We start from the raw sequence: 23,402 nt of genomic DNA on the forward strand, positions 1-23,402 counted from the left end.
ATCCTCGGCGCGCCATGCACGGCTCCCCCGAAGCGCGCGCGCTCCACGACCTCTACCCCGCGATTGACTTGCATGCCGACAGCTTGATGTGGTCGCGCTGGGTGGGATACGACCTGCACGCCCGCCATGATCCGCCGCTCCCGCTCGCCGCGCTCGGCGGGCACGTCGACGTGCCTCGCATGAAAGAGGGCGGAATGGGGGCGCAGTTTTTTGGGCTCGTCTCGCTGCCCATCGGCCAGCGGCACGGGCTCGCGCGGGTCATCGACGAGCAGATCGACGCGCTCGAAGGGCAGATCTCGCGCGCGCCGCACCGCATCGCCAAGGTGCGCACGGCGGCCGAGATCGAGGCGGCGCGGGCGCGCGGGCAGGTCGGCGCGCTCCTCGGCATCGAGGGCGGGCACGCGCTCGAAGGTTCACTCGACAAACTCGCGCATTTCGCGCGGCGCGGCGTGCGTTATCTCGGTCTCTGCCATTTCAGCCGAAATGAGCTTTGTTATCCGGCGTATGGCCGCGGGCGCAAGGACGACGCGGGGCTCACGCCGTTCGGCCGCGAGGTCGTGGCGGCTTGCGAGGCGCTCGGCGTCGTCGTGGACCTCGCGCACATCAATCGCACGGGGTTCCTCGAAGCGTGCGCGATGGCCAAGCGCCCGCCGATCGTCAGTCACACCGGGGTCATTGGCGCGTTCCAGCACTGGCGCAACGTGGACGACGATCAGCTCCGCGCCATTGCGGACAAGGGCGGCGTCGTGGGCGTCATCTTTTGTCCGCAGTTTCTCGGCGGGGATGGGCTCGCGCCCGTGGTGAAGCACCTGAAACACATCATCGACGTTTGCGGCGAGGATACGCCCGCGCTCGGATCGGACTGGGACGGCTTCATCGTGCCGACCCGTGATCTTTGCGACGCCGCGCGATTGCCGCTACTCACGGACGCGCTCCTCGAAGCGGGGATGCGGCCCGAGGCGATCGGAAAGATCCTTCGGGGAAATGCGATGCGGGTTTTGGCGGAAGTGCCCTGACAGGGGAAAGCGCGGGCGACGGGGGGATCGCCGCCCGCGCAGCACGAATCAGAGGTTCGGCAGGGGACCCGTGCCGTTGTCGCCGAACGTGGTCGCCTCTACGCCCACGCCCTGCAGCATCGAAAGGAACAGGTTCGCGAGCGGCGTCTCGTCCGGATACACCACGTGCCTGCCGGGCTTGAAGATCCCGCCGAGGCTGCCGCCGACGAGGACCGGCAGGTTCGTGTGCCTGTGGGCGTTGCCATCCTCGATCTCGCTGGAGAAGAACACGGCCGAGGTATCGAGCGCGCTCACGCCATTGCCCTCGTCGATCGCCTGGAGCTTGCCGAGCAGGTAGGCGAATTGCTCCACCTCCCACCGGTCGATGGTCGTGAGCTTCTCGTAGTTCGTGTCGAGGTTCTGGTGGTGCGAGATCTCGTGATGCCCCTCGTTCACGAGCAGGAACGGATAGCTCCGGCCGCTGCCCGCGTTGCCGAGCATGAAGCTCACGACCCGCGTCGCGTCGCATTGCACCGCGAGCGCGATGAGGTCGAGCATCATCATCACGTGCTCGGGGTAGGGCAGGTCGCCGGGCGGGCGGTTCATCGGCGTGCATTGCGGGCCTTCGCCCGTCTTCTGGATCTTCTTTTCGAGCTCGCTGATGCCCGTCATGTACTCGTCGAGCTTGCGCCGATCCGTGGTGCCGAGCTTGCCGTTCAGCGAGTTCGCCTCTTCGAGCACGTAATCGAGGACGCTCGTGCGGTAGATCTTCTGCCGCGCCTGCTCCTCGGCCGTGGCCTTGGGGTCGAAGCCGCCGAACAGGATGTCCCAGACGACCTGCGGATTCACCGCCTTCGGGAGCGGCTGCGTCTCCGAGGCCCACGAGATGTTCCGCGCGTAGGCGCAGCTATACCCCGAGTCGCAATCACCCGCGCTCGAGCCGCCGTCGATGCCGAGCTGCAGCGACGGGATCCGCGTGAACTGGCCGAGGTGCGCCGCCGCGACCTGGTCCATCGAAATGCCGTTCTTGATGTTCGCGCCCTCGGTCTTCACGACGTGGCGGCACGTCAAGAAGCCCGCCGTGCCCGCGGCGTGATCGCCGGGTCCGTCGGGCCGCGCGGGCGTGTTCGCGAGGCCCGAGAGGACGAGGACTTTCTCCCGGAGCGCACCGAGCGGCTCGAGGATCGTGGGAAGCTGGTATTGATCCCCCTCGGTCGTCGGCGTCCAGGCCGGCATGTGGATGCCGTTCGGCACGTAAAACGCAAGGATGCGCTTGAGGTCGTTCGGCTCGGCCTTCGCGTTTTTCGGGGAGAACATCTCGAGGGCCGGCAGGGCGAGCAGCGCGCCCGCTCCGCCGAGGAACGCGCGTCGCGACAGCTTGAAACGTTTCACTTTGCACCTCCCGGCGCCTCTCCGCGCCGCATCCGGAACGGCTCGCTCGTCGCGACGAGCTTGATCAGATCGACGAACCTCTGTCCGCGTTCGTTGAGCTCTTTCGTCAGGTGCTCGAGGTCGTCCGCGTCGGCCGACTCGTGGCCGCGCCCGAGCGCGTAGGTGAGCATCTTCTCGGAGACGCAATGCAAAAAGCGCGGATCCTCGGCGAGGATGGCGCTGAGCTCCGTGAGGCCATTGAATGTCTTGCCGCCCGGCAGGACGCCGCTCGAATCGACGGGGAAGCCGAGGTCCTCCGTGCGGAACAAGCCGATGCCGTCGAAGTTCTCGAAGCCGAAGCCGAGGTTGTCCATTTCCTCGTGGCAGCCGGCGCAGATCGGGTTCGCGCGGTGCATTTCGAGGCGCTGCCGGATCGAGCCCGTGGGCACCTCCTCGGTGACGAGCCCCTCGACGCCCGGCGGCGGCGCGTCGGGCTCGGTGCAGAGCATCTGCGTCATCACCCATTTGCCGCGCTTCACCGGCGAGGTACGCGTCGGATAGGACGTGACCGTGAGGATCGAGCCCTGCGCGAGCAGGCCTTGTCGATTGGGATCCTCGATCGTGACCTTGACGAACCCTTCCGCTCCGGGCGAGGGCATGTTGTAATGCGTCGCGAGCCGCTCGTCGATGTACGTGAAATCGGCCGTGAGCATCTCGGGAATCGACAGATCGTTCTTCAAGAACTCGCGGAAGAAGAGGCGCGTCTCTTGCCGCATGGACTCGCGCAGCGTCTCGTCCCAGGTCGGGAACGCGTAATAGTCGGGCTGGTGATCGTCGAGGGCCCGGGTGAAGAGCCATTGCCCGGCGAAGTTGTCGACGAGCGCCTCGGCCCTCGGATCGGCGAGCATGCGCTCGACCTGCGCCTCGATCTCAGCCGGATCCTGCAATTTGCCCTCGCGCGCGGCCGCGAAGAGCTCCTCGTCCGGCATGCTGCTCCAGAGGAAATACGAGAGGCGCGAGGCGAGCTCGAAGTCATCGAGCGGGTGCGCCGGTGTATTGGCATTCGGGTTCGGATCGAGCTCCGGACGGAACAGGAAATGCGGCGACGTGAGGATGGCGCGGAGCGCGATTTCTAGACCGACGTCGACGGTTTGTCCCTGCTGCTCGGCGAGCGTGACCACGCCCGCGAGCCGGTCGAGCTCTGCCTGCGTGACCGGCCTGCGGAACGCGCGCTCGGCGAATTTTTGCAGGATCTCCCGGACGCATGCGGCGCCGCCCGTCGGATCGCAGACCACGATGCGCTCGCGGATTGGGTTTTCCCCGACGACCCCGAGCGGGCCCTCGATTTCGGTCGACGTGCAGGTTCCGGTCAGCGCTCGCGGCCTCGTCGTAATAGTCGTTCGTGAATTCGACGGAGACGACCTGCGTGCCCGCGTTCGCGTCGGCCTCGGCCTCGACGACCACGGGATCCGCGCTCGTCTGGCTGACCTCGAAGCTGCCCGCAATCGTACCGCCGACGAGCAGGTTCATCTGCACGGGATCCGCGCCCGCCTGATCACCCCAGACCCGCGCGGCGATACGATATTTTCCGGTCGAGGGGAATTCGTGCGTGACCGGCAGCTCGCCGCCGCTCCATAGGTTCCAGTCCTCGCCCCCGGCCGCGCCGACCTGGCCCGTGAGCGTCTCCGCCTCGACGCGCAGCGTCGTGGACGACGACGGGAGATTCATCGCCTCGCGGGCGAGATCCTCGGCCGCGCGGGCATAAAGCTCGGCCTGGAGCGGCGAGATCGATAACACGTCGGCGATGTTGTCGAAGCCATAACCACGATCGTCGGCGGGGAAATCGTCCGCGGGGGTCCGCGCCGTGCCGAGCAGATCGCGGACCGTATTGTTGTACTCGACCCGATTGAGCCGATGCATGGTGACGCGCCCGGGATCCGTCGCGGGCGTTCCCGCGTCCCCGGAGCACCCGATCGCGGCCGGCGCGAGCACGGCGGCGAGCACGAGCGGGGCAATGGTCCTTCCGCGCCTCTTCGGGCGCGGCCGATGAGAAGCTATCGAACGAGGCATCGTGTTCCTCCCTGGGCGGCGAGGGTACACCGATGCCCTGCACGGACGTGGACGAAATGGGGCGATGGCAGGCGAAATGGCCCTCGAACTCGTGAAATGTTTCGTCGAGGGCCGACGTGATGCCCTGCGGTGGGCATCATTGGGGATGATGGATACAGGCTACGTCGAGGTGATTTTTATCACCTGCCCGTCACTGTGGGCTCAGGATCAGCGAGCAGTAGTAATACGTGCCCGTGACGGCCGGGTCCTGAGAATCGGCCAAGACCCGCATCTTGACATTCGTCGCGCCCGCCGTGATCAGCGCGCCGTCGATCCAGAGGACGTGGTCCGAGCCCTCGGCGCCGGAGCCGTTCTTGAGGAACTGATCATTGCCGTCGAGCAGCGAGACCTGCAGGCCGCGCAGGCCCGAGCCGCTGCGCTCCGCCGTGCAGTAGGCGCTCGCGAGGCCCATGCCCGCCGGGACGGGGACCGTGAAGACGTCGTTGTCGCCGGCCGTGATGTTGCCCGTGATGGCCGTGACGTGGCCCGTTCCGTCGTCCGTCGGCGTGAGCTCGAGGCCCTGGGCACTGTTATCGTTCGGCTCCTTCTCCACGGTGTTCGAGCCCGCCTGGACGTGCGAGAAGAAATAGAAGTCGTTCGAGCCGGCGGTGATGCCGTCGGGCCGCGACAGGGTGACGAGGTAATCCTTCCCCTTGTCGCAGGGCATCGTGAGGCTCGGGAGCTCGGGATAACCGAACGTCAGGTCGAGGTTGCTCATGTCGGTCTGGGCGAGCGTGACGTCGGGCGCGCTCGCCGCGGCCACGCGCACGAGGACGCCGTTTGTCGCGGTCGAGCCGCTGCCCTCGGGGCCGGCGGGGGCCCAGAAATCGAAGATGCAAAGCGCGCGGCTGTTCATGTCGACCGCGACGTCGTTCTCCACCTTGAATGTGTAGACGTCCTTGTCCGTGACCGCGGAGAATGCGCCCCAGCCAATCGATTGATACCCCTCGACGGGGCCGCCCTCGGGGAACGAGACCTTCTTGACGAGCGTGGCGTTCGCGGGCGTCTCGTTCGGCTCCTTGTCGACCGTGATGAGCGAGCCCGTCGGATCGAGCTCGAACGAGCTCACGTCGTAATCGAGGTTCGTGATGCCCTCGGGCGGCGCGCAGAAATCGGGGCCGAAGACGACGCCGCACTCGGAGACCTCGAGGCAATACGTGCCGTCCTCGGGCACGAGGTAGAGTAACTCGCTGTTGTTGCTGCCCGACATGTCGTCGTTTTGCGCGATCTGCGTCTTGCCGTCGGCGGACCAGAGCGTGATGACCGTATCCGGATACGAATCGCCGTACGGATCGTCGTCCGGCTTGCTCGTCGCGCCGAGAAAGATTGCCTGGCCTTTCTTGAGATCGACCTTGTAGTAATCCCTGTCGGACGTGACCGGGTCGAGCTTCGACGGGACATCCATCCCCGACAGGTCGAGGACCTCCGCGGTGTCGCAGCCGTTGTTTCCGTCCGTATCCGGACCGCCGCCGCCCTGCGCGCCCGTGCCGCCGGCGCCCCCTTGCGCGCCGCTCCCGCCCGCGCCGCTGCCCGCCGTGCCCCCGGGGTCGTCGCTGCACCCCGTTCCCGTGGAGCCGACGGCCACGAGCGACAGGGTCGAAAGCAAGAGTCCGAAGAGATGACTGGATCGCATGGTGCCTCCCGCGAATCGCGAACCTTGGATTGCGCGGGCCGGACGATCGGCACGCGCCCACATCACCATTGTTACAACCACGCGCACCAGCCCATCAACCCTCATATCGCTTGGAAAATCTCCAAGAAGGTGGCGAGTTCTGGTGGTCAGGAGATCGACCAGAAAGCAATCGTACGAATGCAGTGCGGTATGGGAACCGGGCGAGCAGGCCCGCGCGTCATGCCCGACGCGCGAGCCATTCGTCGATGAGCTTGCGCGCAATGCTCATCGGCGAGGGGAGCTTGGGCAAGGAGCCCCGGTCGAACCAGGCGGCCTCCTCGAGCTCGTCGTGATCGACGACGAGCTCGCCGCCCGAACGGCGCGCGAAAAAGCCGATCATGATCTGGTGCGGGAAAGGCCAGGGCTGGCTGCCGAAATAACGGATGTCGTCGATCTCGATGCCCGTCTCCTCGCGCGTCTCGCGCTTCACGCAGTCCTCGAGCGACTCGCCCGGCTCGACGAACCCCGCGACGAGGCCGTACATGCCCGGGGGAAAACGCGGTTGCCGCGTCATCAGGATGCGCGATCCGTCCTCGATAAGCACGATGATCGCCGGGGTCACGTGCGGGAAATGCTGATGCGCACACCGCGTGCATCGCTTCGATCGATGCCCGATTTCGAGGTCGAGCGGCGCGCCGCAACTCCCGCAGAACTGGTGTGTCCGATCCCAATACTGCACCTGAAACGCCGTGCCCGCGGCGACTTCGAGGTCCGGATCGATGCGGCCGTGCAAGCGGCGAAGCGAGACGTACGCGAAGCCGGGCGGGACGGGCGCATCGGGCGGGAGCTCGGCGGATCGACACGGGACGGCGTCGAGCCAGCCGAGAGGCTGGATGCGGACGGGTTCGAGGCCGAGCGCGCCGAGGGTTTCGAGCAGCGGTACGTCGTGAGGGAACGGCGCGGGCGGGTCGCCGTCGACGAGGCGAACGAGGAGATCGTCGCCGCGGTACGCGAACCAAAGGCCGAGCGACGGCGCGCCGAGGAGTGCGGGATCCGCGCGGAAACGGGGAAGTTTGTTCATGGGGCGACAGACCTATCGCGCCATCGTAGCAAGGCCGCGCTTTACCGCGGATCGAACCTCCGGTATTTTTCGTCGGGAAACCAACACGCTGGCGGGCGGCGGACATACCAGGGGGAGACGCGATTTTCATGGGGGCGCCCGAGCGCGTGATCGGCGGACGGTTCGAGATCCTCGAGCGCGTCGGCAAAGGCTCGTTTGGGGAGGTGCTTCGCGCCCGCGATCATGCGAGCGGCGGCCTCGTGGCCATCAAACGGCTTTTCGACAAGGACGCGAGCGCCGATCTGCGCGAGCGTTTTCATCGCGAGGCGCGTTATCTCACGTGCATCCAGAGTCCCCACGTCGTCCGTTTCGTGGCCGAGGGGATGGACAGACTGGGCAAACCGTGCATTGCCCTGGAATGGCTGGAGGGCACGGACCTCGCGGACGTGATCAGGCGCGGGCCGCTCCCGGTCGAAGTCGTCGTCGAGGTCGCGCGGCGCGCGGCGCTCGGCCTTTCCGCGCTGCACGAGCAGGGCATCGTGCACCGGGACGTGAAGCCCGCGAATTTTTTCGTCGCGTGTGACGCCGAGCGGCTCGCGGAGATCGGGTCGCCGCCGGTAAAGCTCATCGATCTCGGCATCGCGCGCGCCTCGGGCGAACGGGCCTTGACGGAGCGAGGGAGCCGGCTCGGGACGCCTGTGTACATGTCGCCCGAGCAGGCGCGCGGCGAGGAGCAGGTGACCGCAGCCTCGGACCTCTTTTCGCTGGGGATCGTGCTGTATGAGCTCGCCGCGGGAAAACGGCCGTTCACCGGGGACCGGACGCTCATCGTGCTGGCGAAGATCGTGCTGCACGATCCACCGCCGCTCGACGTGGCGCGTCCGGACGTGCCCGCCGAACTCTCGGCCCTGGTGGCTCGCGTGCTGGCGAAAAACCCCGCCGAGCGGTTCGGCTCGGCGCTCGAAATGGCCCGCGCGCTCGAACGCGTGTCGATCGAGCTCGCCCGGTGCGCGCGTGGATCGGTGTCGCCGCCCTCGTGGGCCGCGGTGCAGGCCGATCCATCACGCCCCGCCTCGGGAATCGAGCCCGTGCCGCGCGCGAGTTTTCCCTCGAGGCCCGCGAGCGAGCTGCTCTCGGGGCGCGGCGAGCAACGCGTGATCACCGCGGTCTTCGCCGATCTCTCGGCCGCCGCGGACAGGACCGCGGGGCGGCTCGCTTTGGAGCTCTCCGCGTCGGAGCTCGGGGGCGTTTGTTATGGCACGCTCGGCCATCAGGTGATCGCCCTGTTCGGCAGCGCCGCGTCGGCCGGGGATGAGGCGCTGCGGGGCGCGCGGCTCGCGCTTTCGGTGCGGGCGCGCGTGCCGGGCGTGCGGCTTGCCGTGGCGACGTCACGCGCGCGCGTGGGCGAGACGGGGCTCGCGGCGGACGCGATCGAGCGCGGATCGGGGCTCCGGCCGCCCGGAGCGGGGGAGGCGATCGTGCTCGATGCGCCGACGGCGCGGCTCGTGGGCGCGCAGCTCGCGGTCGAGGAGATCGACACCGGATTCCTTCTGCGCGGCGAGATCGGCGCGGACGTGCCCGCATCTCCGCGTTTGCTCGGCCGTGCGACGCCGACGGTGGGGCGTGATCGGGAGCTCGCGATGCTCGAAACGATGTTCGCGTCGTGCGTCGCCGAGCGGGCCGCGCGGCTCGCCGTCGTGACGGGGCCCGCGGGCGTGGGGAAATCGCGATTGCGATGGGAGATGTCGACGCGGCTTTCGGGGCGCGCCGAGGCGCCGACGATTTTGCTCGGCCGGGGCGAGTCGCTGCGCGCGGGTTCGCCGTACGCGATGATGGCCGACCTCGTGCGCCGCGCCGCGGGGATCGTCGAGGGCGAGCCGCCCGAGGCGCAGCGTCGCAAGATCGAGGCGCGAATCGAACCGCTCGTGAGCCCGGTCGACGTGGGCCGGCTGGTCGATTTCCTGGGCGAGCTCGCGCAGGTGCCGGCCGCGCCGGGCTCCGCGAGCGCCGCGCTGCGGGCCGCGCGTTCGGATCCGGCGCTGATGGGCGACGCGACGCGGATGGCCTTCGAGGACTGGATCGTGGCCGAATGCGCGCGCGCGCCGGTGCTCATCCTGCTCGAAGACCTGCACTGGGGGGATCTGCCGACGGTCAAGCTCGTGGCCTCGGTCGTCGCGGTCGCACGCGACATGCCGCTTTGCGCGCTCGCGCTCGCGCGGCCCGAGGTGCACGTACTTTTCCCGTCGCTCGCGAAGGAGGAGCGCGCCACGGTGATGCGGCTCGAAGCGCTGCGGCCGGAGGCCTGCGAAAGGCTCGCGCGCGCGGTGCTCGGCGCGGGCGCGGATCCGGCGGTGGTGCGCCTCGTGGCCGAGCGCGCGGGCGGCAACGCGTTTTACCTGGAGGAGATGATCCGGGCCGCGGCCGAGGGCAAAGAGGGTCTGCCCGATTCGGTGCTGGGGCTCGTGCAGGCGCGCCTCGACGCGCTCGGGCGGGCCTCGAAGCGGGTCCTTCGTGCTGCAAGTATCTTCGGCGAGCGGTTTTCCCCGGCGGGCGTGTGCGCGCTTTGCGGGGGGGATGCGGCGCTCGTCTCGGACGCGCTCGACGAGCTCGTCGAGCGGGAGGTGCTCATCCGCTGCCCGGATCCGGCGCAGGCGTCGCAGGGCGATCTCGCGTTCCGGCACGCGCTCGTGCGCGAGGCGGCATATGCAATGCTGTCGCCGGAGGACCTCACGCGCGGGCACAAGCTCGCGGCCGAGTATCTGGGCGCGTCCGGGGAGACGGACGCGGCGCTCGTGGCGACGCATTTCGAGCGAGGCGGCGAGCCGGAGCTCGCGATCCGCTGGTGGGTACGGGCGGCGGAGCAGGCGCTCGTGGGCAACGATTTCGACGCGGCGATCGAGCGGGCGGAGCACGGCGCGCGGCGTGCGGAGGGCGAGGTGCTCGGGAGCCTGCGGCTCGTGCAGGCCGAGGCGAGCCGGTGGAGCGGGGACGCGACGCGGGGTTCGTCGTGGGCGCGGGAGGCGGTCGCGCTCTTGCCACGTGGTTCGTCCGCGTATTTTCGCGCGATTGGAGAGATCGTGTCGTCGGCGGGCCGGCGCGGGGCGTGGGAGGAGGTGGAGCGCTGGCTCGACGAGGCGCTTGCGCTCGAAGCCTCACGCGAGGCGCGGAGCGCGCAGATCGCGTGTGTTTGTCCCGGAGCTACATTGCTTTTGCAGGCGGGCCGGCCCGAGCGGGCGGCGCGGGTGGCCGAGCGGTCGCAGGCGCTCGCGAGCGGGGTCCGGGACCTCGAGCCTTATGCGGTGGGGCGCATCGGGCAGCTCCGCGCGTTTCGCGCGCTGCACGAGGGCGATCTGGCGGGGGCGCGGCGCGGCTACGTGCGCTCGATGGCGCTGTTCGAGAGCGCGGGGCACGTGCGGCAAGCGTGTGTCGAGCGGATCAACCTGGGGCACGTCTGCGCCGAGCTCGGCGATCTCGATCGGGCCGAGGAGGTGCTTTCGACGTGCCTTTCGGCGGCGCAGCGGATGCGGCTCGGGACGGTGGAGGCGGCGTGCCATTTGAATCTGGCGCGCGTGCTTTCGGAGCGGGGGCGGCTGGCGGAGGCTTGGCTTGCGGCGGCGCGCGCGGAGGAGCAGGGACGCGCGCACGGTGGGTATCGCATTGCGGGCGCGGCGGAAGTGCATCGTTCGGGGATTGCGTATCGAAGGGGCGATTTCGTGGAAGCCGAGGTGCTCGGGCGCAAGGCGGAGGCGACACTCTTGAACGTGCCGCCGCTCTGCGCGGGGGCGATGGCGTCGCGGGCGCGCGCGCTCGTGGCGCTCGGGCGCGTGGAGGAGGCGCTTGTGGAGTCGCGGCGCGCGAATGCGATTGTGGAGAGCGGCAAGCGCGAGACGCTCGACAAGCTCGTGCGATTGGTTCACGCGGAGGTCTTGTGGGCGGCGGGGGCGAACGAGGAGGCGCGGGCGGCGATTGCAAAGGCCCGGGCCGAGATTCTGCGGAGCGCGGATCGAATCGCGGAGCCCGAGCTGCGCCGGAGCTTTCTGGAGAATGTCGAGGTCCATGTGAGGACGATTGGGCTCGCCGCCGCGTGGGGAGCCTGACGAGCGAAAGGGGCTGCACTGCCGACCAGGCAAACGCGGCCCATAACACGAAAACGCCGTATGCCGGGCGCTCCGTTTGACGTAAAAGGGCCTGATGAGCCCTCCTCGCGAGTGGATGTGCGGGCAACAACGATTATGGATGGAGACTTCGGACCTCCTGTGCATGGAGCTACACGGCACCTTCGATGTAGCGGCCGTCGAGGCCTACCTGCGTCTCGTCTTCGATCTCGGTGACCGTCAGGGCACGTTCTCGCTCCTCGCAGACATGCGCGATCTTCGAGGCATTTCGCCCCAGGCGCGGTCGAGGCTCTCCCGGGTCGAGCGGCCGTATCCGTATCGCGCAGTGGCCCTTCATGGCGCGAGCTTCACGTTCGCGATCATGTCGATGATGGTCGTCAAGGCGGGACGCACGCTCGCCCCCGCTGCCTTTCCCTTCGAGCTCGCCTTTTTTCAGACGGAGGCCCAGGCGCGTGCGCACCTCGCCCCCTATCGTGATCCGCCGCAGGATCGAGCGTAGCCCATTCCCCCCCGGGGCGCTTACCCGGGCATGCCCATCGCCGGGTCGGTGATCGACGGCTGCCCGTTCTCGATGCGCCCCGCGACACGACGGCTGAAGGGAGTTTGCCCCTCCACGGTCACGGAGAAATCGTACCAGCGGCCGCTCCCCGATACGTCGAACCACGCGTCCGCCGTCTCCCCGGGGCCAACGTCGAGCGTCGTGCCGTCCTTCGTGTACGCGCGTGGCGTCACGAGGAAACGCTGCATGGTCCCGCCCGCATTCTTGCAGCGAATCCCGAGCCGTGACCCTTCCACGTCGTACATCGTCTCGATTTCGAGCCCGCCTTGCGACCCGGCATCCACGAAATCGCGATGGAAGCCGTTCGGCCCGAGCACGAAAAGCGAATACTGGTTTTCCGTCGCCGGCCACCGCCCTTCGAGGGACTTGCCTGGTTCCACGGCATAACGCCGCGGGATCTCCGTGAGCGCAAGCCGGTCGTACACGTGGAACACCGCGCCTGCTTTGCCGGTGTTCACGAACGAGAGCACCGCCTCGTCCCCGTCGACCACGCACCGGACCTCGAGCTCGTAGGGCAATGCGCGTGACGGCCGTGTCCCCGTCTCCTGCTGCGGGAGCGAGCCGTTCTCCCCTGTCGGAACCGTCACCTGCGCGAGCTGCTCCTGGTCCGCGCGAATGGCATCGGCCTCGTCCTGCGAGAGGCTCGGGAACATGGGAAGGTCTTCGTCGTTCGGCGTGACGAAATCGAACGCCGAGAGAAGATCGCCGCACATCGCGCGCCGATAGGCGCTGATGTTGGTCTCCTTCACGCCGAATCGAGCTTCGAGAAAGCGCAGGATCGACGTGTGGTCGAAGTTCTCGGAGCAGACGAATCCCCCGCGGCTCCACGGCGAGACGACCCACATGGGGACCCGCACGCCGGGCCCGTGCGGGTGGCCTCCGAGCGGATCGGTGAGTGTCTCGTCATAACGCTCGCCGGTATCGTCCACCGTGCTCGCGCCCATGAGCACGCCGTCGTCCCGCCGCGAAGGAGCGCAGGGCGGCGGTACGTGATCGAAGAATCCGTCGTTTTCGTCGAACGTTACGAAAAGGACCGTCTTCGCGAAGACCTCGGGATTCTCGATGAGCGCCTCCAGCACCTGCTGCACGTACCAGGCGCCCTGCACCGGGCTCGACGGGCCCGGGTGCTCGGAGTAATCGGCCGGCCCGACGATCCAGGAGACGTGGGGCAGCCGTCCCGCGAGCACGTCCTCCCGAAATCCGTCGAGGTTCTGGTTCGAGAGCCGCGACTCGATGCCCTTCTTGAAGAGCGGCGATTCCTGGTCCTCGAAGAATGCCTTCCGGAACGACTGGAAACCGACGAGCGGGTTGTCGGAGAAGTTGTCGGCGTAATCCTGGTACACGAGCCACGAGATCCCCGCTTCTTCGAGCCGCTCCGCGTATGTCTTCCAGGTGTATCCCGCGTCGATGGCGCCGAGGAAGTCGTGCGAATTGTCGATGGCGGGGCCGCCGTTCTGGCCGAGGCTGTCGATCGTGCCGGTGAACGCGAAGAGGCGGTTCGGGTTCGTGCTGGTGTGAGCGCTGCAGAAGTACGCGTCACAGACGGTGAAAGCCTCGGCGAGCGCGAACTGGAACTCGAGCTCGGCGCGCTTGTAATACCCCATCGACTGCGGCTGTTTCCACGCGGGCCATTGGCCGTATCGGCCGTGATCCCAGGCTTCGTGTCCGTCGACGAAGTTGTGCGGCGTGCCGTCCACGCGCTGGGCGTTTCCGGCGACGGAGTCGAGATGATAGGGCAGGATCACCTCGGCGCCGTTTCGCTGGCGGAAGACGCTCGGCTCCTCCGCGAGGGGAAGGGTGAACCGGTCGCCGAAGCCACGCACCCCGCGCATCGTGCCGAAATAATGGTCGAACGAGCGGTTCTCCTGGATGAGGATCACCACGTGCTCGACGTCCATGATCGAGCGTGTCTTCGTGTGGGCCGGAATCTCGACCGCCTTCTCGATGCAGCCCGGAAAAAACCAACCGCCCGCGGCAATGCCGCTCATGTGAAGAAAGGAACGCCTGCTCAGCTTCGACACGGGGGACCTCCGTCGGAAGATCAAGAACTCCCGGGAGACTATCCTGGCAGGCGGAGCTCTGTCCATGCGCTTCCAATGGCGGGCCACGGCGCCAAGGCACGTCTCGCGGGCGTAACATTGTAACGACCGCATGACAGCCGTTGTCATGGCTGCGTGACAGGGGCCGCGCTCGTCGACGCCAATTTCGGAGGCTCGCGTGGGCAAAGCATGGCACGCTGGTTGCTTGGTGCGCCCATCGACCCGGCACGACGCCTGGACTCATCACGGCGAGGTTCTGATGCGCATGATTCGCTTCGAGGTTGCGTCGCTCGCAACCGTACTTCTGTCTCTGTTCGCCACTGGCTGCGAACAAGATCCTCCCCCAGGTTCCGAATGCTTCACGGGCGAGCCCTGTTATCATGTCATGCAGTGCATCAGCATACTCCCGGGCGTTCTTCCAACCGATCCACCCTCGACGCCAGAACCCGTACCCGTGACGCTCTGCGACGGGAATCTGATCCAGAACGGGGATCTGCCGTTCAGGGAGGTGTGCGCGATCGATGAGGAAGTAGCGCAGGAGCTATGTCACGACGATTGCATCAAAGCAGCGCTGGACACAGGCCGCTCGGCGGCGGAGGCCGAGTACATCTGTCAGTTCACACTCGTCACTCCGTACCTGGACGAACAAGGGTTAATCGAGGCCTGCTATTACGATCGACACCAAATGAACCAGCCCGGCGTGTACGATCCGGATCTGCGGTGCCCTGACGGGTCGGACACGGTCAGCTGCCTCGCGGGCAGTTATGCGACCACCCCCGATGGTGAAACGATCGAGCACACCGACCACACCGATCTCCATTACTGGCGGGAGACGAAGGAGAACGGCGTGTGGGGGACTTTCACGGAGGTTCCCGTCCCCCATTCGGGCTGTGGATACGAGGTGGACCGGAGTGCGTACTCCAACCTCAACGACGACGACGCGATTTGCCAGGCGTGGTGCCAGGACTTCATCACCCAGCAGGATCCCTACCCCAATGACGATCAGCGGATCAACCACCACAACTGCGATACCTTCTACGCCGGCTCTCTGTGCTACGCGGCGGTCACGCCGCCTGTCGTGGGGCCTTTCAACAAGACGCTGACCCTGGGGGCCACGCTCGAGACCACGACCGGGTATGTCAACACGCTGTTCAATGGGGAGATCAGCTACTCCACCTATGCGTGCTCGGCGGGCACCACGAGCTGCCCCATCTTGATTCACGATCTGGCGTTCACGATGGCCCAGTCCGTGACGGGACAATGGCCCACCGCTGCGGCGAACGTCACGTTCTCTTCGAGTAACCTGAGCCTCTCGCTCGAGCGGCCCACCTCGGGCCTCTACTCCGTCGCTGACGACACGTTCTTGCTACCCGCGGCGCAGGTGCCCATTCACGTGGCGGGGACGGCTGTGCTTGGGACCGGATCAACCGCGCAGCCCATCGACCTCGACGTGCACAACCCCACGGACATCCAGGGCATCATCGAGAGCGACGGGTCCGTGATGATGTTCGGCGAATTCGAGGTGGCGCCAGGGTTTTCCCTGTATTTCGGCGACCCCACTCCGCAGTAGAATGGTCGCGGTAGGGCTGGGCCCCCTGTCGGCATCCAAATGCTGAAAAAAAGCGCCGACGCGATCAAGCAGGGGCAAGCATGACCCTGCCGAAGCCCAACTTTCCTCGACGAGGGCCGGCTGCGGGGGAGGTTGGCGGCTTCGCTGATATCGAATCATGCTTGGCGTATGGATCGCGCGCGTCCTACTCGGTGGCATCGGATACGCCCGCTGCGGCTGAGCCGGCTCCTCTCGCTGGCGATCGCTGCACTCTCGTTCCTGGTCATCCTCTCGGCGGTATCGCTGTTTCTTTCGACCGCGGTCCTGCATCGCAATACCGAGCGGCTCGACGCGGCCATGATGGGGGCCGGACTCGCGCGTGACGTGGAGCTCGAGCTCCTGCATTACGGGCGCCTGGTCGAGCACGCCGTCGCGCGAGACGGGGTGGAGCCGGACGAGCAGCGAAAGGCCGTCCTCCAAGCCGTCCAGGCTCGGCTGAGCGAGGCCGAGGCGCACGTCGGCAGCGACATGGAAAAGCAGGTCCTCGGCGAGCTCTCGAAGCGGACGGCGACGTATTTCACGGCGCGGGATCGCCTGGAGAAGGCTGGCGTGCCGCTCGGCCAGGCGCTGCAGCAGACGCAGATCGATTACGACGACGCGCTGGCGAAGGCCGCCGAGCTCGTGACGATCAACCTGGCGGACGCGGCGCAGGCGCGGAAGAGCGCGACGTTCTGGGATGACGCCCTGGATACGGTCAGCGTCATCGTCATCAGCGGGTTGCTCCTGCTCGTCCTCGCGCTCGTGCAAGGCGCGCGTTCCCAGATCTACGTTCCGCTGTCCGCGCTCCGGCGCGCCATCGAGCGTTTCGCGCGCGGGGACGACCATACACGCGCGCCCGATGTCGGGCCCGTCGAGATCCGCGAGCTCGCGGCGGCGTTCAATGAAATGGCCGCGTCGATCGCGCGAAAACGCGAGGAACAGATCGCCGTGCTCGCGGCCGTCGCGCACGATATCCGCAACCCGCTCGCGGCGATCAAGATGTCCACCACCGTCCTCGCGCGCAGCGCGCCTTCCACGGAGCCGCGCGTGCTCCGGACGCTGACCATCGTGGATCGGCAAATCGATCGCCTGGCCCGGATGACGGACGACCTCCTGCAAGCCACGCGCATCCAGGCCGGCCAGCTCGAGCTCTCGAAGAAGCCCTGCGATCTTTGCCAGATCCTGAACGACTCCGTCGAGCTTTATGCCTCGACGTCGCCGAACCACCGCATTTCGCTCGTGATCCCCGAGGGAACGCTGGTATGCGACCTCGACCAGGCGCGGGTCGAGCAGGTCCTCGACAACCTGATTGGCAATGCGATCAAGTATTCACCCACGGGTGGCGAGATCCGGATCGCGGCGAATGGCGACGGCAACGAGGCGGTCGTGGCCGTCTCGGATCAGGGGGTCGGGATCGAGCCAGAGGAGATCGAGCGGATCTTCGAGCCATTCCATCGCGCGGTCTCGACGCGCAAGGTGGCGCACGGGGTCGGGCTCGGGCTCTCGGTCGCGCGGAAAATCATCGAAGCCCACGGCGGCCGCGTCGAGGTGGAGAGCCGGCGCGGGGAGGGCACGACGTTCCGCGTGCACCTGCCCTTGTTGCGCCACGCGTCCATCCGACGATCGGCGTGAAGGCGAATCAGATCCCGCCGTTTGCGCTCAAAACTTTTCCGTTCGCATACGTGTTGTGGAGCGCGAACCACGTGATCGTTTTCGCCGCCTCCTCGGGCGTCCCGAGGCGCCGGAGCGCGCTGAAGGTCCGGTATTCGTCCGCGAGCTTCGGATCGAGCTGTTTTCCGATACCGGCGCCGAGCAGGCCCAGGGCCACGACGTTCGCGCGCACGCCGCGCGGGCCGAGATCCTTCGCGGCCGACATCACGAGCGCGGACGTCGTGCCTTGGGACGCGGCGAAGATCGCGGGCACGGGCAAGGATTGCGTGCGGTCGAGCGCGGAGAGGAAGACGAGGTCGCCGCCGCGGCCTTCGAGCCGCCGGCCGAATTCGCGACAAACCTGGAAGACCGAGCGGGCATTGATGGCGATCGTCGCCTCCCAGTCGTCGTCCGTCGCCTCGAAGACGCGCGCGGGGCGGACGACGGCGGCGCAATGAATGACGACGTCGGGCAGCGCGCCCTCCGCTTCGAGAGAAGCCGCGAGGCGGCCGAGCGCCGCGGGATCGGCGAGGTCGAGCCGAAGGGGGCGCGCGGAAAGCTCATTTTCGAGCGCGCGGGCGCGGGCCTCGGCGCGATGGTACGTGAAGGTCGACGGGACTCCGGCGCGCGTGAGCTCCGCGAGCACGGCGCTTCCGACCGCGCCCGTGCCGCCGAGCACGAGCGCTCTGCGTTTCGATTCGTTCATCCGAGCCCCTCGATGTAGTCGAGCTCCTCGGCCACGGCCACGACGAACGCGTCGAGTTTTTCCTCGGGGATGTCGAAGCGCGGTTGGAGCCGGAAGAGGCTCCAGTCGTGGCCGCAGGTGAAGCAGAAAAAGCCGCGGCGGTAGAGCCTGTGGCAGACGAGCGGGGAGATGATCGATTTCTGGCCGAGATCCTCGAAGCCGAAATGCTCGAACGAGAGCCAGGGGTGATCGGGGCTGTTCAAGGCGACGCCCTGCATGAAGCCCGCGCCCCGCGCCTCGCGAAAGAGCGGCGAACGCGCGAGCGTACCTTCCAAACCTTTCTTGAGCTTCGCGCCGAGCCGCCCGACACGCTCGATGCGCTCGTCGGTGAGCAGGTCGAGCGCGGCGAGGGCGGCGACGCAGGAGAGCGCATTGAAGCCCATCGTCGTGTTGTGGCTCTCGCCCGAGGCGAAATGGTCGCCGTAAGCGCGGAGGAAGGTTTCCCGTCTCGTGAGCATCGCCGAGATCGGCGTGATGCCGCCGCCGAGGTGTTTGGCGAGGAGAACCACGTCGGGGCGGCGCGGCCAGCTCGCGGTGGCGAGAAAGCCCCGGCCCGTGCGGCCGAGCGCGGTCTGGACCTCGTCGGCGACGAGCAGGGTGCCGTGTTTTTCCGTGAGCTCGCAGAGCGCCTCGACGAACGGGGCCGGTAATTCGCGCACGCCGCCTTCGCCCTGGATGGGCTCGACGACGATGGCTGCGACGTCGCCGGGCGAAAGGGCCTTGGCGAGCGCATCGACGTCGCCGAACGGCACGTGCTCGGCGCCCTCGACGAACGGGGCGAACGGGTCGCGGAGGTAGCCCTTCGTCATGAGCGAGACGCTGCCGAAGGTGCAGCCGTGATAAGCGCCTTCGAGGCCGAGGAGGCGCGGGCGCTTCGTGAGCGCGCGGGCGAGCTTCAGGGCGGCCTCGACGGCGTCGCTGCCGGTGCAGGCGAAGAAGGCGTTGTCGTAATGGCCGGCGCGCTCGCAGAGCCGTTTCGCGAGGCGGCCGGCGAAGGGATTGACGCGGGCCGGGTACCAGGAGGGCGCGTCGGAGTCGAGGTACCTTCGGATCGCGTCTGCGATATAGGGATTGCGATGGCCGAAGGCCTGCGTGCCGTGGAAATCCTCGACGGCGTGGCCCTCGTCGTCGTACAGGATGCCGCCCTCGGCGCGGACGAGCTTGATGGGCTCGCCGGCGAGCGCGGCGCGCTGCGCGATGAGGGGGTTCACGAATTCGCGGTACTCGTCGAACCCGCGCCGCAGGATGTCGTCGTACGAATCCACTAGAGCCCTCCGTCGAGCACCACCTTGGCGCCCGTCATGAAGGTGTTCGAATCGGAGACGAGGAACGCGGCCATCTCGGCGATCTCGCCCGGCCGCGCGAGGCGGCCGAGGGGGCATTTGTCGAGGTACTCCTTTTGCCGGTGCTGCGGCAATCCCTGCGCCATGCCTACCTCGGCGAGCCCCGGCGCGAGCAAGTTCACCCGGATCGCATACCGGCCGACCTCGCGCGCGAGCGCCTCCGTGAGGCCGCGGAGCGCCGATTTCGAGGCGGCGTAATGGATCGGCGACTCGATGATGCGCTCGGAGGCGAAATTGCCGATGTTGAGAATGCTGCCCTGTTTCGCCCGGATCATGTGGCGCAGGACCGCGCGGCTGTAGAGGTAGACGCCCTTCACGTTGACGTCCATCAGTTCGTCCCAGTCCGACTCTTCGAGGAGCGAAATGGGCAGGACCTGTGTGATTGCCGCGTTGTTGACGAGCACGTCGATGCCGCCGAACGCCGAGACGACGGCCGCGACCGTGGATTTTACGTGCGCGCTGTCCGCGACCGATCCCTTGAAAACGAGCGGCTCGTTTCCAGCGGCGGTGATGGCGCGTTTCGCGTCCTCCGCGCTCGCGTCGTCCTTGTGGTACGTGAGCGCCACGCGGGCCCCGTGGCGCGCGAACGCGACGCACATCGCGAGGCCGAGGCCACGCGTGCCGCCCGTGACGATGCAACGTTTTCCTTCGAGGAGGCGTGTCACGTCACGTTCCCCCTTGCACGAGCGGGAGCGAGCGCCTCCCCGCGCGCTCTCCCCATACGCGCGGCTTCTCCATGAAGCGCGCCTCCTTCTCCCGGTAGAGGATGTTGTAATTGCAGACGGGGATCGTCGAGCCGTCCGCATAACAGTTCGAATCGCAGCATTGATACGTGCGCTCCACGTCGAACGTCTCCTCGTCCATGTGCGAGTGCACGTAAACGGCCTTCGCGGCGCGCTCCGAGACGCGCAGCGCCTCGGCCGGCGAGAGGCGTTTGTCCTTCGGGAAGAGCTTGCGGACGAGTTTGTCGAGGAGATGGAGGCCCCGCTCGTCGCCCTCGTCCCCGCGCGCCCAGAGCATGTCGATCGCGTCCTGCAGCGCGCGTTCGAGGCGCGTGCCCGGCTCCAGGTAGAGGTGGTCGGCGAGGCAATCGTACATCGTGTCGGGATCGAGGAAACGCAGGAAGGGGAGCGCGGGGCCGCCCTCGTCGTCGAGCAGGAGATAGGCGATCTGGTAGCAGAGCGGGTGCGCGCTCGGCGAGGGCACGAAATCGGAGACGCGGAGCAAGCCGTCCGTCGTCTCTTCGATGGATTCGAGCACCTCCAGCATGGACATGCGGCCCGAGCGGTCGAAGGAGACGCCGCCTTGACCGGTGTACGTGATCGTGTGGATTTCGAGGTGGCGCACGCACGAGAGCTCGAGGCCCATGCGGATGATCCGGCCGACCTCCTTGTCGTTGTAGCCACGCGTCATCACGGGGATGAGCGTCGTGTCGACCTGGTGTTTGTCGAGGAGCGAAAGAACGCGGGTTTTGAGATCGACGAGCGTGGCGCCTTGCAGGGCGCGATCGACGTGTTTGTCGAAGGTGTCGAAGGAGAGCGCAATCCGCGCGCCGTGATCGGCGAGGCGCTTGACGAAATCCTCGTCGCGCGCGAGGCGCACGCCGTTCGAGCACACGCTGACGCGGTGGATGCCGCGCGCGCGGGCCATCGAGACGAATTCGAGCAGGTGCGGGTGCAGGAGCGGCTCGCCGCCGGTGAGGTTGACGATGTCGAGATCGCCGCCGTGATCCTCGACGAGGTGATCGAGGACCCGGGCGAACTCCTCCCGGCTCATGTGGAATGCGTCGTCGTTCTTGTTGTGGACGTAGCAGATCGGGCAATCGAGGTCGCACGCGCTCGTGATCGTGACGACGGGCAAGCGGACCTTCTGCGTGTGGCTCTCGCACGGGCCACAGTCGAAGGGACAACCATGCTCGATCGGGCGCCGGATCTTCGCGGGGCGCGCCTCCTTCGGCACGATGGCGCGCGTGCGCTCGTACCAGGCCGCGCTCGTCGAGAGGCGCACCTCCTGCTCGCCGTGCGTCGGGCAGCGCTTCTGCATCCACGCTTCGCCGTTTGGCGTCGCCACGACGCGGGCCGGCAGGGCGTCCTTGCACACCTTGCAGAGGCTCGTGGTTTTGTGGAGAAGTCGCTCTGCGGTCTGCATGATGGTTCGAGGATACTCGAAGAGCTGGGCGAATCGGATAGGCTTCGGGGCGCCATGAACGAGGCGCAGGCCCAGGAGATCGTCCGAGCCGTGGGGCTCACGAAGCGCTTCGGCGAGACCGTGGCGCTCGACGACGTGAGCTTCGTGGTGGAAGGGCCCGGGCTCTGCGCCGTGCTCGGGCCGAACGGCGCGGGCAAGACGACGCTGCTCGACATCCTGGAGGGGCTCGCGGAGCCGACGCGTGGCGCGTATCGGCTCTTCGGCAAGGAGCCGCGGCCGTATCCGCGGAAGCGTGTGGGCGTGGTGATGCAGAAGGAGGCGCAGATCGAGCGGGTGACGGCGCGCGAGTACGCGGAGCTGTTCTCGTCGATCTACGGCGTGCGTGGCGGTCCAGAGCGGATCCTCTCGCGCGCGCGGCTCGAACATCGCGCGGCGACGGCCGTGACGCGGCTCTCGGGCGGCGAGGCGGCGCGGCTCTTCATCGCGACGGCCGTGGTGCATGATCCGACGCTCGTGTTCCTGGACGAACCCACGGCGCACCTCGATCCGGAGAACAAACGGATCGTGGGGGAGATGTTGCGCGAGCTCGCCGAGGAGCGGACGCTCTTGATGACGACGCACGATCTGCGCGAGGCGGACGCGCTTGCGGATCGGCTCTTGTTCCTCGTGGGCGGGCGCGTGCGCGCGAGCGGGACGAAGGACGAGCTCGTGCGGGCGGTGCCCGAGGCCGAGCGGCGTGGGCTCGGAGTCGAGGACGCGTTCTTCCATTTCTGCGCGATCGAGATCCGCGAGGGCCAGGCGATCGGGCGCGAGGAGGCGACGTGAGCGCATTCTTGGTGCTCGTACGAATGCGGCTCCTCGACACGCTCCGGAACCGGAGCTCGGTCGGGTTCACGTTGGTCTTTCCGGTCGTGCTTCTTGCCGTGCTCGGGCTCGTGTTCATGAACGGGCACCCGTTCGAGCGGCGCTACGTGGCCGTGGTGTCGACGGGGACCGAGAGCGCGGCGATCGAGCGCTGCGTGGCCGAGCTCGGTGCGTTCGAGGAGGTGCGCGTGGGGCGCGAGCGGACCGAGGCCGAGGCGCTCGGCAAGCTTCGCGCGCGCATGGCGAGCGCCGTGCTCTCGGCCGCGCCGGACGGGGAGGGCGTGATCCTGCGCGTGGGGACGCGGGATCGGATCTTCGGCGGCGGGCTCGCGACGGCGCTCCCGGCGCCGGCGCGTCTCGACGTCGTGCAGGGGCCCGCGTGGGGGTACGTGCATTACCTCTTCCCGGGCATCCTCGCGTTTTCGGTGCTCGCGTCGGGCCTGTTCGGGATGGGGTATCCGATGGCCCTGTTCCGGCAGAATCTGTTCCTGAAGAAACTCGCGACGACGCCTTTGCCGAAGGGCACGTTCATCGCGGCGAACGTGGCGGCGCGGTCGTCGATCGTGCTCGTGCAGGTCGTGTTGCTGGTCGGGGCGGCGCGGCTCTTCTTCGATTTGCCGCTGACCCTCGTTTCGTTCGGCTGGCTCCTCGTGATCTCGATGCTTGGCGTGATCACGTTCCTCGGCGCGGGTTTCGCGCTCGCGACGGCGATCGACAACGCGGAGCTGCTCGTCGACGTGATCAGCGCGATCAACATGCCGATCGTCTTCCTGTCGGAGATGTTTTTCCCGCTGGAATCGCTGCCGCGGTTCCTGTCGACGGTGGGCGCGCTCCTGCCGTCGACGGAGATGGTGCGGCTTTCGCGCGCGGTGTTGCTCTACGGGGTGACGGACGTTTCGAGCCTCGCGGGAGGGCTCGGGATGATGGCGCTATGGGCGGCGGCGACGTTCGGGATCAGCCTCGCGTCGTTCAAGTGGCACGCGTGACGGACGCGGATCTCGCGTTTCGCGGCGCCCTCGTCGTCGAGCGCCGCGCCGCGCCCGCGACGTGTGGAGGGGACACGCTGCGGGCGCGGCGACAGGCGCGAGGGAGAGCATGGCAGACGGAAAGGATCCGGAAAAGGGGGCGATCGGACGGAGTACGTCCTAGGGACAGGATATGTCCTATTGTGGAACGCTGCGGCGGGAAAGTTCCTTCACGGGGG

16 protein-coding genes and 1 pseudogene are annotated in these 23,402 nt (G+C 67.5%); 7 read left to right on the plus strand and 10 right to left on the minus strand.

Features of this window, described 5'->3' with window-relative positions; all coding sequences use genetic code 11:
* The first annotated feature begins 14 nt into the window (after positions 1 to 14).
* Positions 15 to 1,016, plus strand: a complete 1,002-nt coding sequence (locus KEG38_RS17780) for a dipeptidase (RefSeq protein WP_272420873.1) — start codon at positions 15 to 17, stop codon at positions 1,014 to 1,016.
* Positions 1,017 to 1,064: 48 nt separating this feature from the next.
* Here the strand turns inward: KEG38_RS17780 and KEG38_RS17785 are convergent, their stop codons facing one another.
* The 5 genes and pseudogenes from KEG38_RS17785 to nudC form a co-directional block, all read right to left on the minus strand.
* Positions 1,065 to 2,387, minus strand: a complete 1,323-nt coding sequence (locus KEG38_RS17785; RefSeq protein ID WP_272420875.1) for a DUF1552 domain-containing protein — start codon at positions 2,385 to 2,387, stop codon at positions 1,065 to 1,067.
* Complete coding sequence (locus tag KEG38_RS17790; RefSeq protein WP_272420876.1) at positions 2,384 to 3,661, minus strand: DUF1592 domain-containing protein; 1,278 nt, start codon at positions 3,659 to 3,661, stop codon at positions 2,384 to 2,386. The genes KEG38_RS17785 and KEG38_RS17790 overlap by 4 nt, the downstream gene beginning before the upstream one ends.
* Positions 3,662 to 3,725: 64 nt before the next feature.
* A pseudogene (locus KEG38_RS17795) lies at positions 3,726 to 4,436 on the minus strand (DUF1587 domain-containing protein); the annotation flags it as partial.
* A gap of 190 nt (positions 4,437 to 4,626) precedes the next feature.
* Positions 4,627 to 6,108 carry a hypothetical protein gene (locus tag KEG38_RS17800; RefSeq protein WP_272420879.1) on the minus strand — a complete coding sequence of 494 codons (1,482 nt, stop codon included), beginning with the start codon at positions 6,106 to 6,108 and terminating at the stop codon, positions 4,627 to 4,629.
* A 217-nt stretch (positions 6,109 to 6,325) separates the two neighbouring features.
* Positions 6,326 to 7,168 carry an NAD(+) diphosphatase gene (gene nudC, locus KEG38_RS17805; protein WP_272420881.1) on the minus strand — a complete coding sequence of 281 codons (843 nt, stop codon included), beginning with the start codon at positions 7,166 to 7,168 and terminating at the stop codon, positions 6,326 to 6,328.
* 128 nt (positions 7,169 to 7,296) lie between these two features.
* Here nudC and KEG38_RS17810 point away from each other — a divergent pair, with 128 nt between their 5' ends.
* Both KEG38_RS17810 and KEG38_RS17815 read left to right on the plus strand, forming a co-directional pair.
* On the plus strand, positions 7,297 to 11,244 hold the full coding sequence (locus KEG38_RS17810) for a serine/threonine-protein kinase (protein ID WP_272420882.1): 3,948 nt from the start codon (positions 7,297 to 7,299) through the stop codon (positions 11,242 to 11,244).
* Positions 11,245 to 11,383: 139 nt separating this feature from the next.
* Complete coding sequence (locus KEG38_RS17815) at positions 11,384 to 11,761, plus strand: STAS/SEC14 domain-containing protein (protein WP_272420884.1); 378 nt, start codon at positions 11,384 to 11,386, stop codon at positions 11,759 to 11,761.
* Between the two features lie 20 nt (positions 11,762 to 11,781).
* On the opposite strand, the gene KEG38_RS17820 is transcribed toward KEG38_RS17815, so the two are convergent.
* Positions 11,782 to 13,842 (minus strand): phosphocholine-specific phospholipase C, encoded by a 2,061-nt coding sequence (locus KEG38_RS17820; protein WP_272420886.1) that lies wholly within the window; start codon positions 13,840 to 13,842, stop codon positions 11,782 to 11,784.
* 703 nt (positions 13,843 to 14,545) lie between these two features.
* On the opposite strand from KEG38_RS17820, the gene KEG38_RS17825 reads away from it, so the two are divergent.
* Both KEG38_RS17825 and KEG38_RS17830 read left to right on the plus strand, forming a co-directional pair.
* Positions 14,546 to 15,430, plus strand: a complete 885-nt coding sequence (locus KEG38_RS17825) for a hypothetical protein (protein ID WP_272420888.1) — start codon at positions 14,546 to 14,548, stop codon at positions 15,428 to 15,430.
* Positions 15,431 to 15,598: 168 nt separating this feature from the next.
* The gene (locus tag KEG38_RS17830; RefSeq protein ID WP_272420889.1) at positions 15,599 to 17,080 is read left to right on the plus strand and encodes a HAMP domain-containing sensor histidine kinase; all 1,482 of its coding nucleotides are present in this window, start codon (positions 15,599 to 15,601) and stop codon (positions 17,078 to 17,080) included.
* 7 nt (positions 17,081 to 17,087) lie between these two features.
* Here KEG38_RS17830 and KEG38_RS17835 read toward each other — a convergent pair whose 3' ends face one another.
* Genes KEG38_RS17835 through KEG38_RS17850 form a run of 4 tightly spaced genes read right to left on the minus strand, consistent with a single transcriptional unit; the run spans position 17,088 to position 21,334 of the window.
* A complete protein-coding gene (locus tag KEG38_RS17835; protein ID WP_272420891.1) occupies positions 17,088 to 17,804 on the minus strand; it encodes an SDR family oxidoreductase in 717 nt (238 codons plus the stop codon).
* A complete protein-coding gene (locus tag KEG38_RS17840; RefSeq protein WP_272420893.1) occupies positions 17,801 to 19,108 on the minus strand; it encodes an aspartate aminotransferase family protein in 1,308 nt (435 codons plus the stop codon). The genes KEG38_RS17835 and KEG38_RS17840 overlap by 4 nt, the downstream gene beginning before the upstream one ends.
* Positions 19,108 to 19,851 carry an SDR family NAD(P)-dependent oxidoreductase gene (locus KEG38_RS17845; protein WP_272420895.1) on the minus strand — a complete coding sequence of 248 codons (744 nt, stop codon included), beginning with the start codon at positions 19,849 to 19,851 and terminating at the stop codon, positions 19,108 to 19,110. The genes KEG38_RS17840 and KEG38_RS17845 overlap by 1 nt, the downstream gene beginning before the upstream one ends.
* A gap of 1 nt (position 19,852) precedes the next feature.
* Positions 19,853 to 21,334 (minus strand): radical SAM protein, encoded by a 1,482-nt coding sequence (locus KEG38_RS17850; RefSeq protein ID WP_272420896.1) that lies wholly within the window; start codon positions 21,332 to 21,334, stop codon positions 19,853 to 19,855.
* A gap of 54 nt (positions 21,335 to 21,388) precedes the next feature.
* Between KEG38_RS17850 and KEG38_RS17855 the strand changes: the two genes are divergently transcribed.
* Entirely contained in the window at positions 21,389 to 22,159 is a 771-nt protein-coding gene (locus tag KEG38_RS17855; RefSeq protein WP_272420898.1) for an ABC transporter ATP-binding protein, read from the plus strand.
* Complete coding sequence (locus KEG38_RS17860; protein WP_272420899.1) at positions 22,156 to 23,184, plus strand: ABC transporter permease; 1,029 nt, start codon at positions 22,156 to 22,158, stop codon at positions 23,182 to 23,184. The genes KEG38_RS17855 and KEG38_RS17860 overlap by 4 nt, the downstream gene beginning before the upstream one ends.
* Positions 23,185 to 23,402 lie beyond the last annotated feature (218 nt).

Source organism: Polyangium jinanense (assembly GCF_028435265.1).
GTDB lineage: Bacteria > Myxococcota_A > Polyangia > Polyangiales > Polyangiaceae > Polyangium > Polyangium jinanense.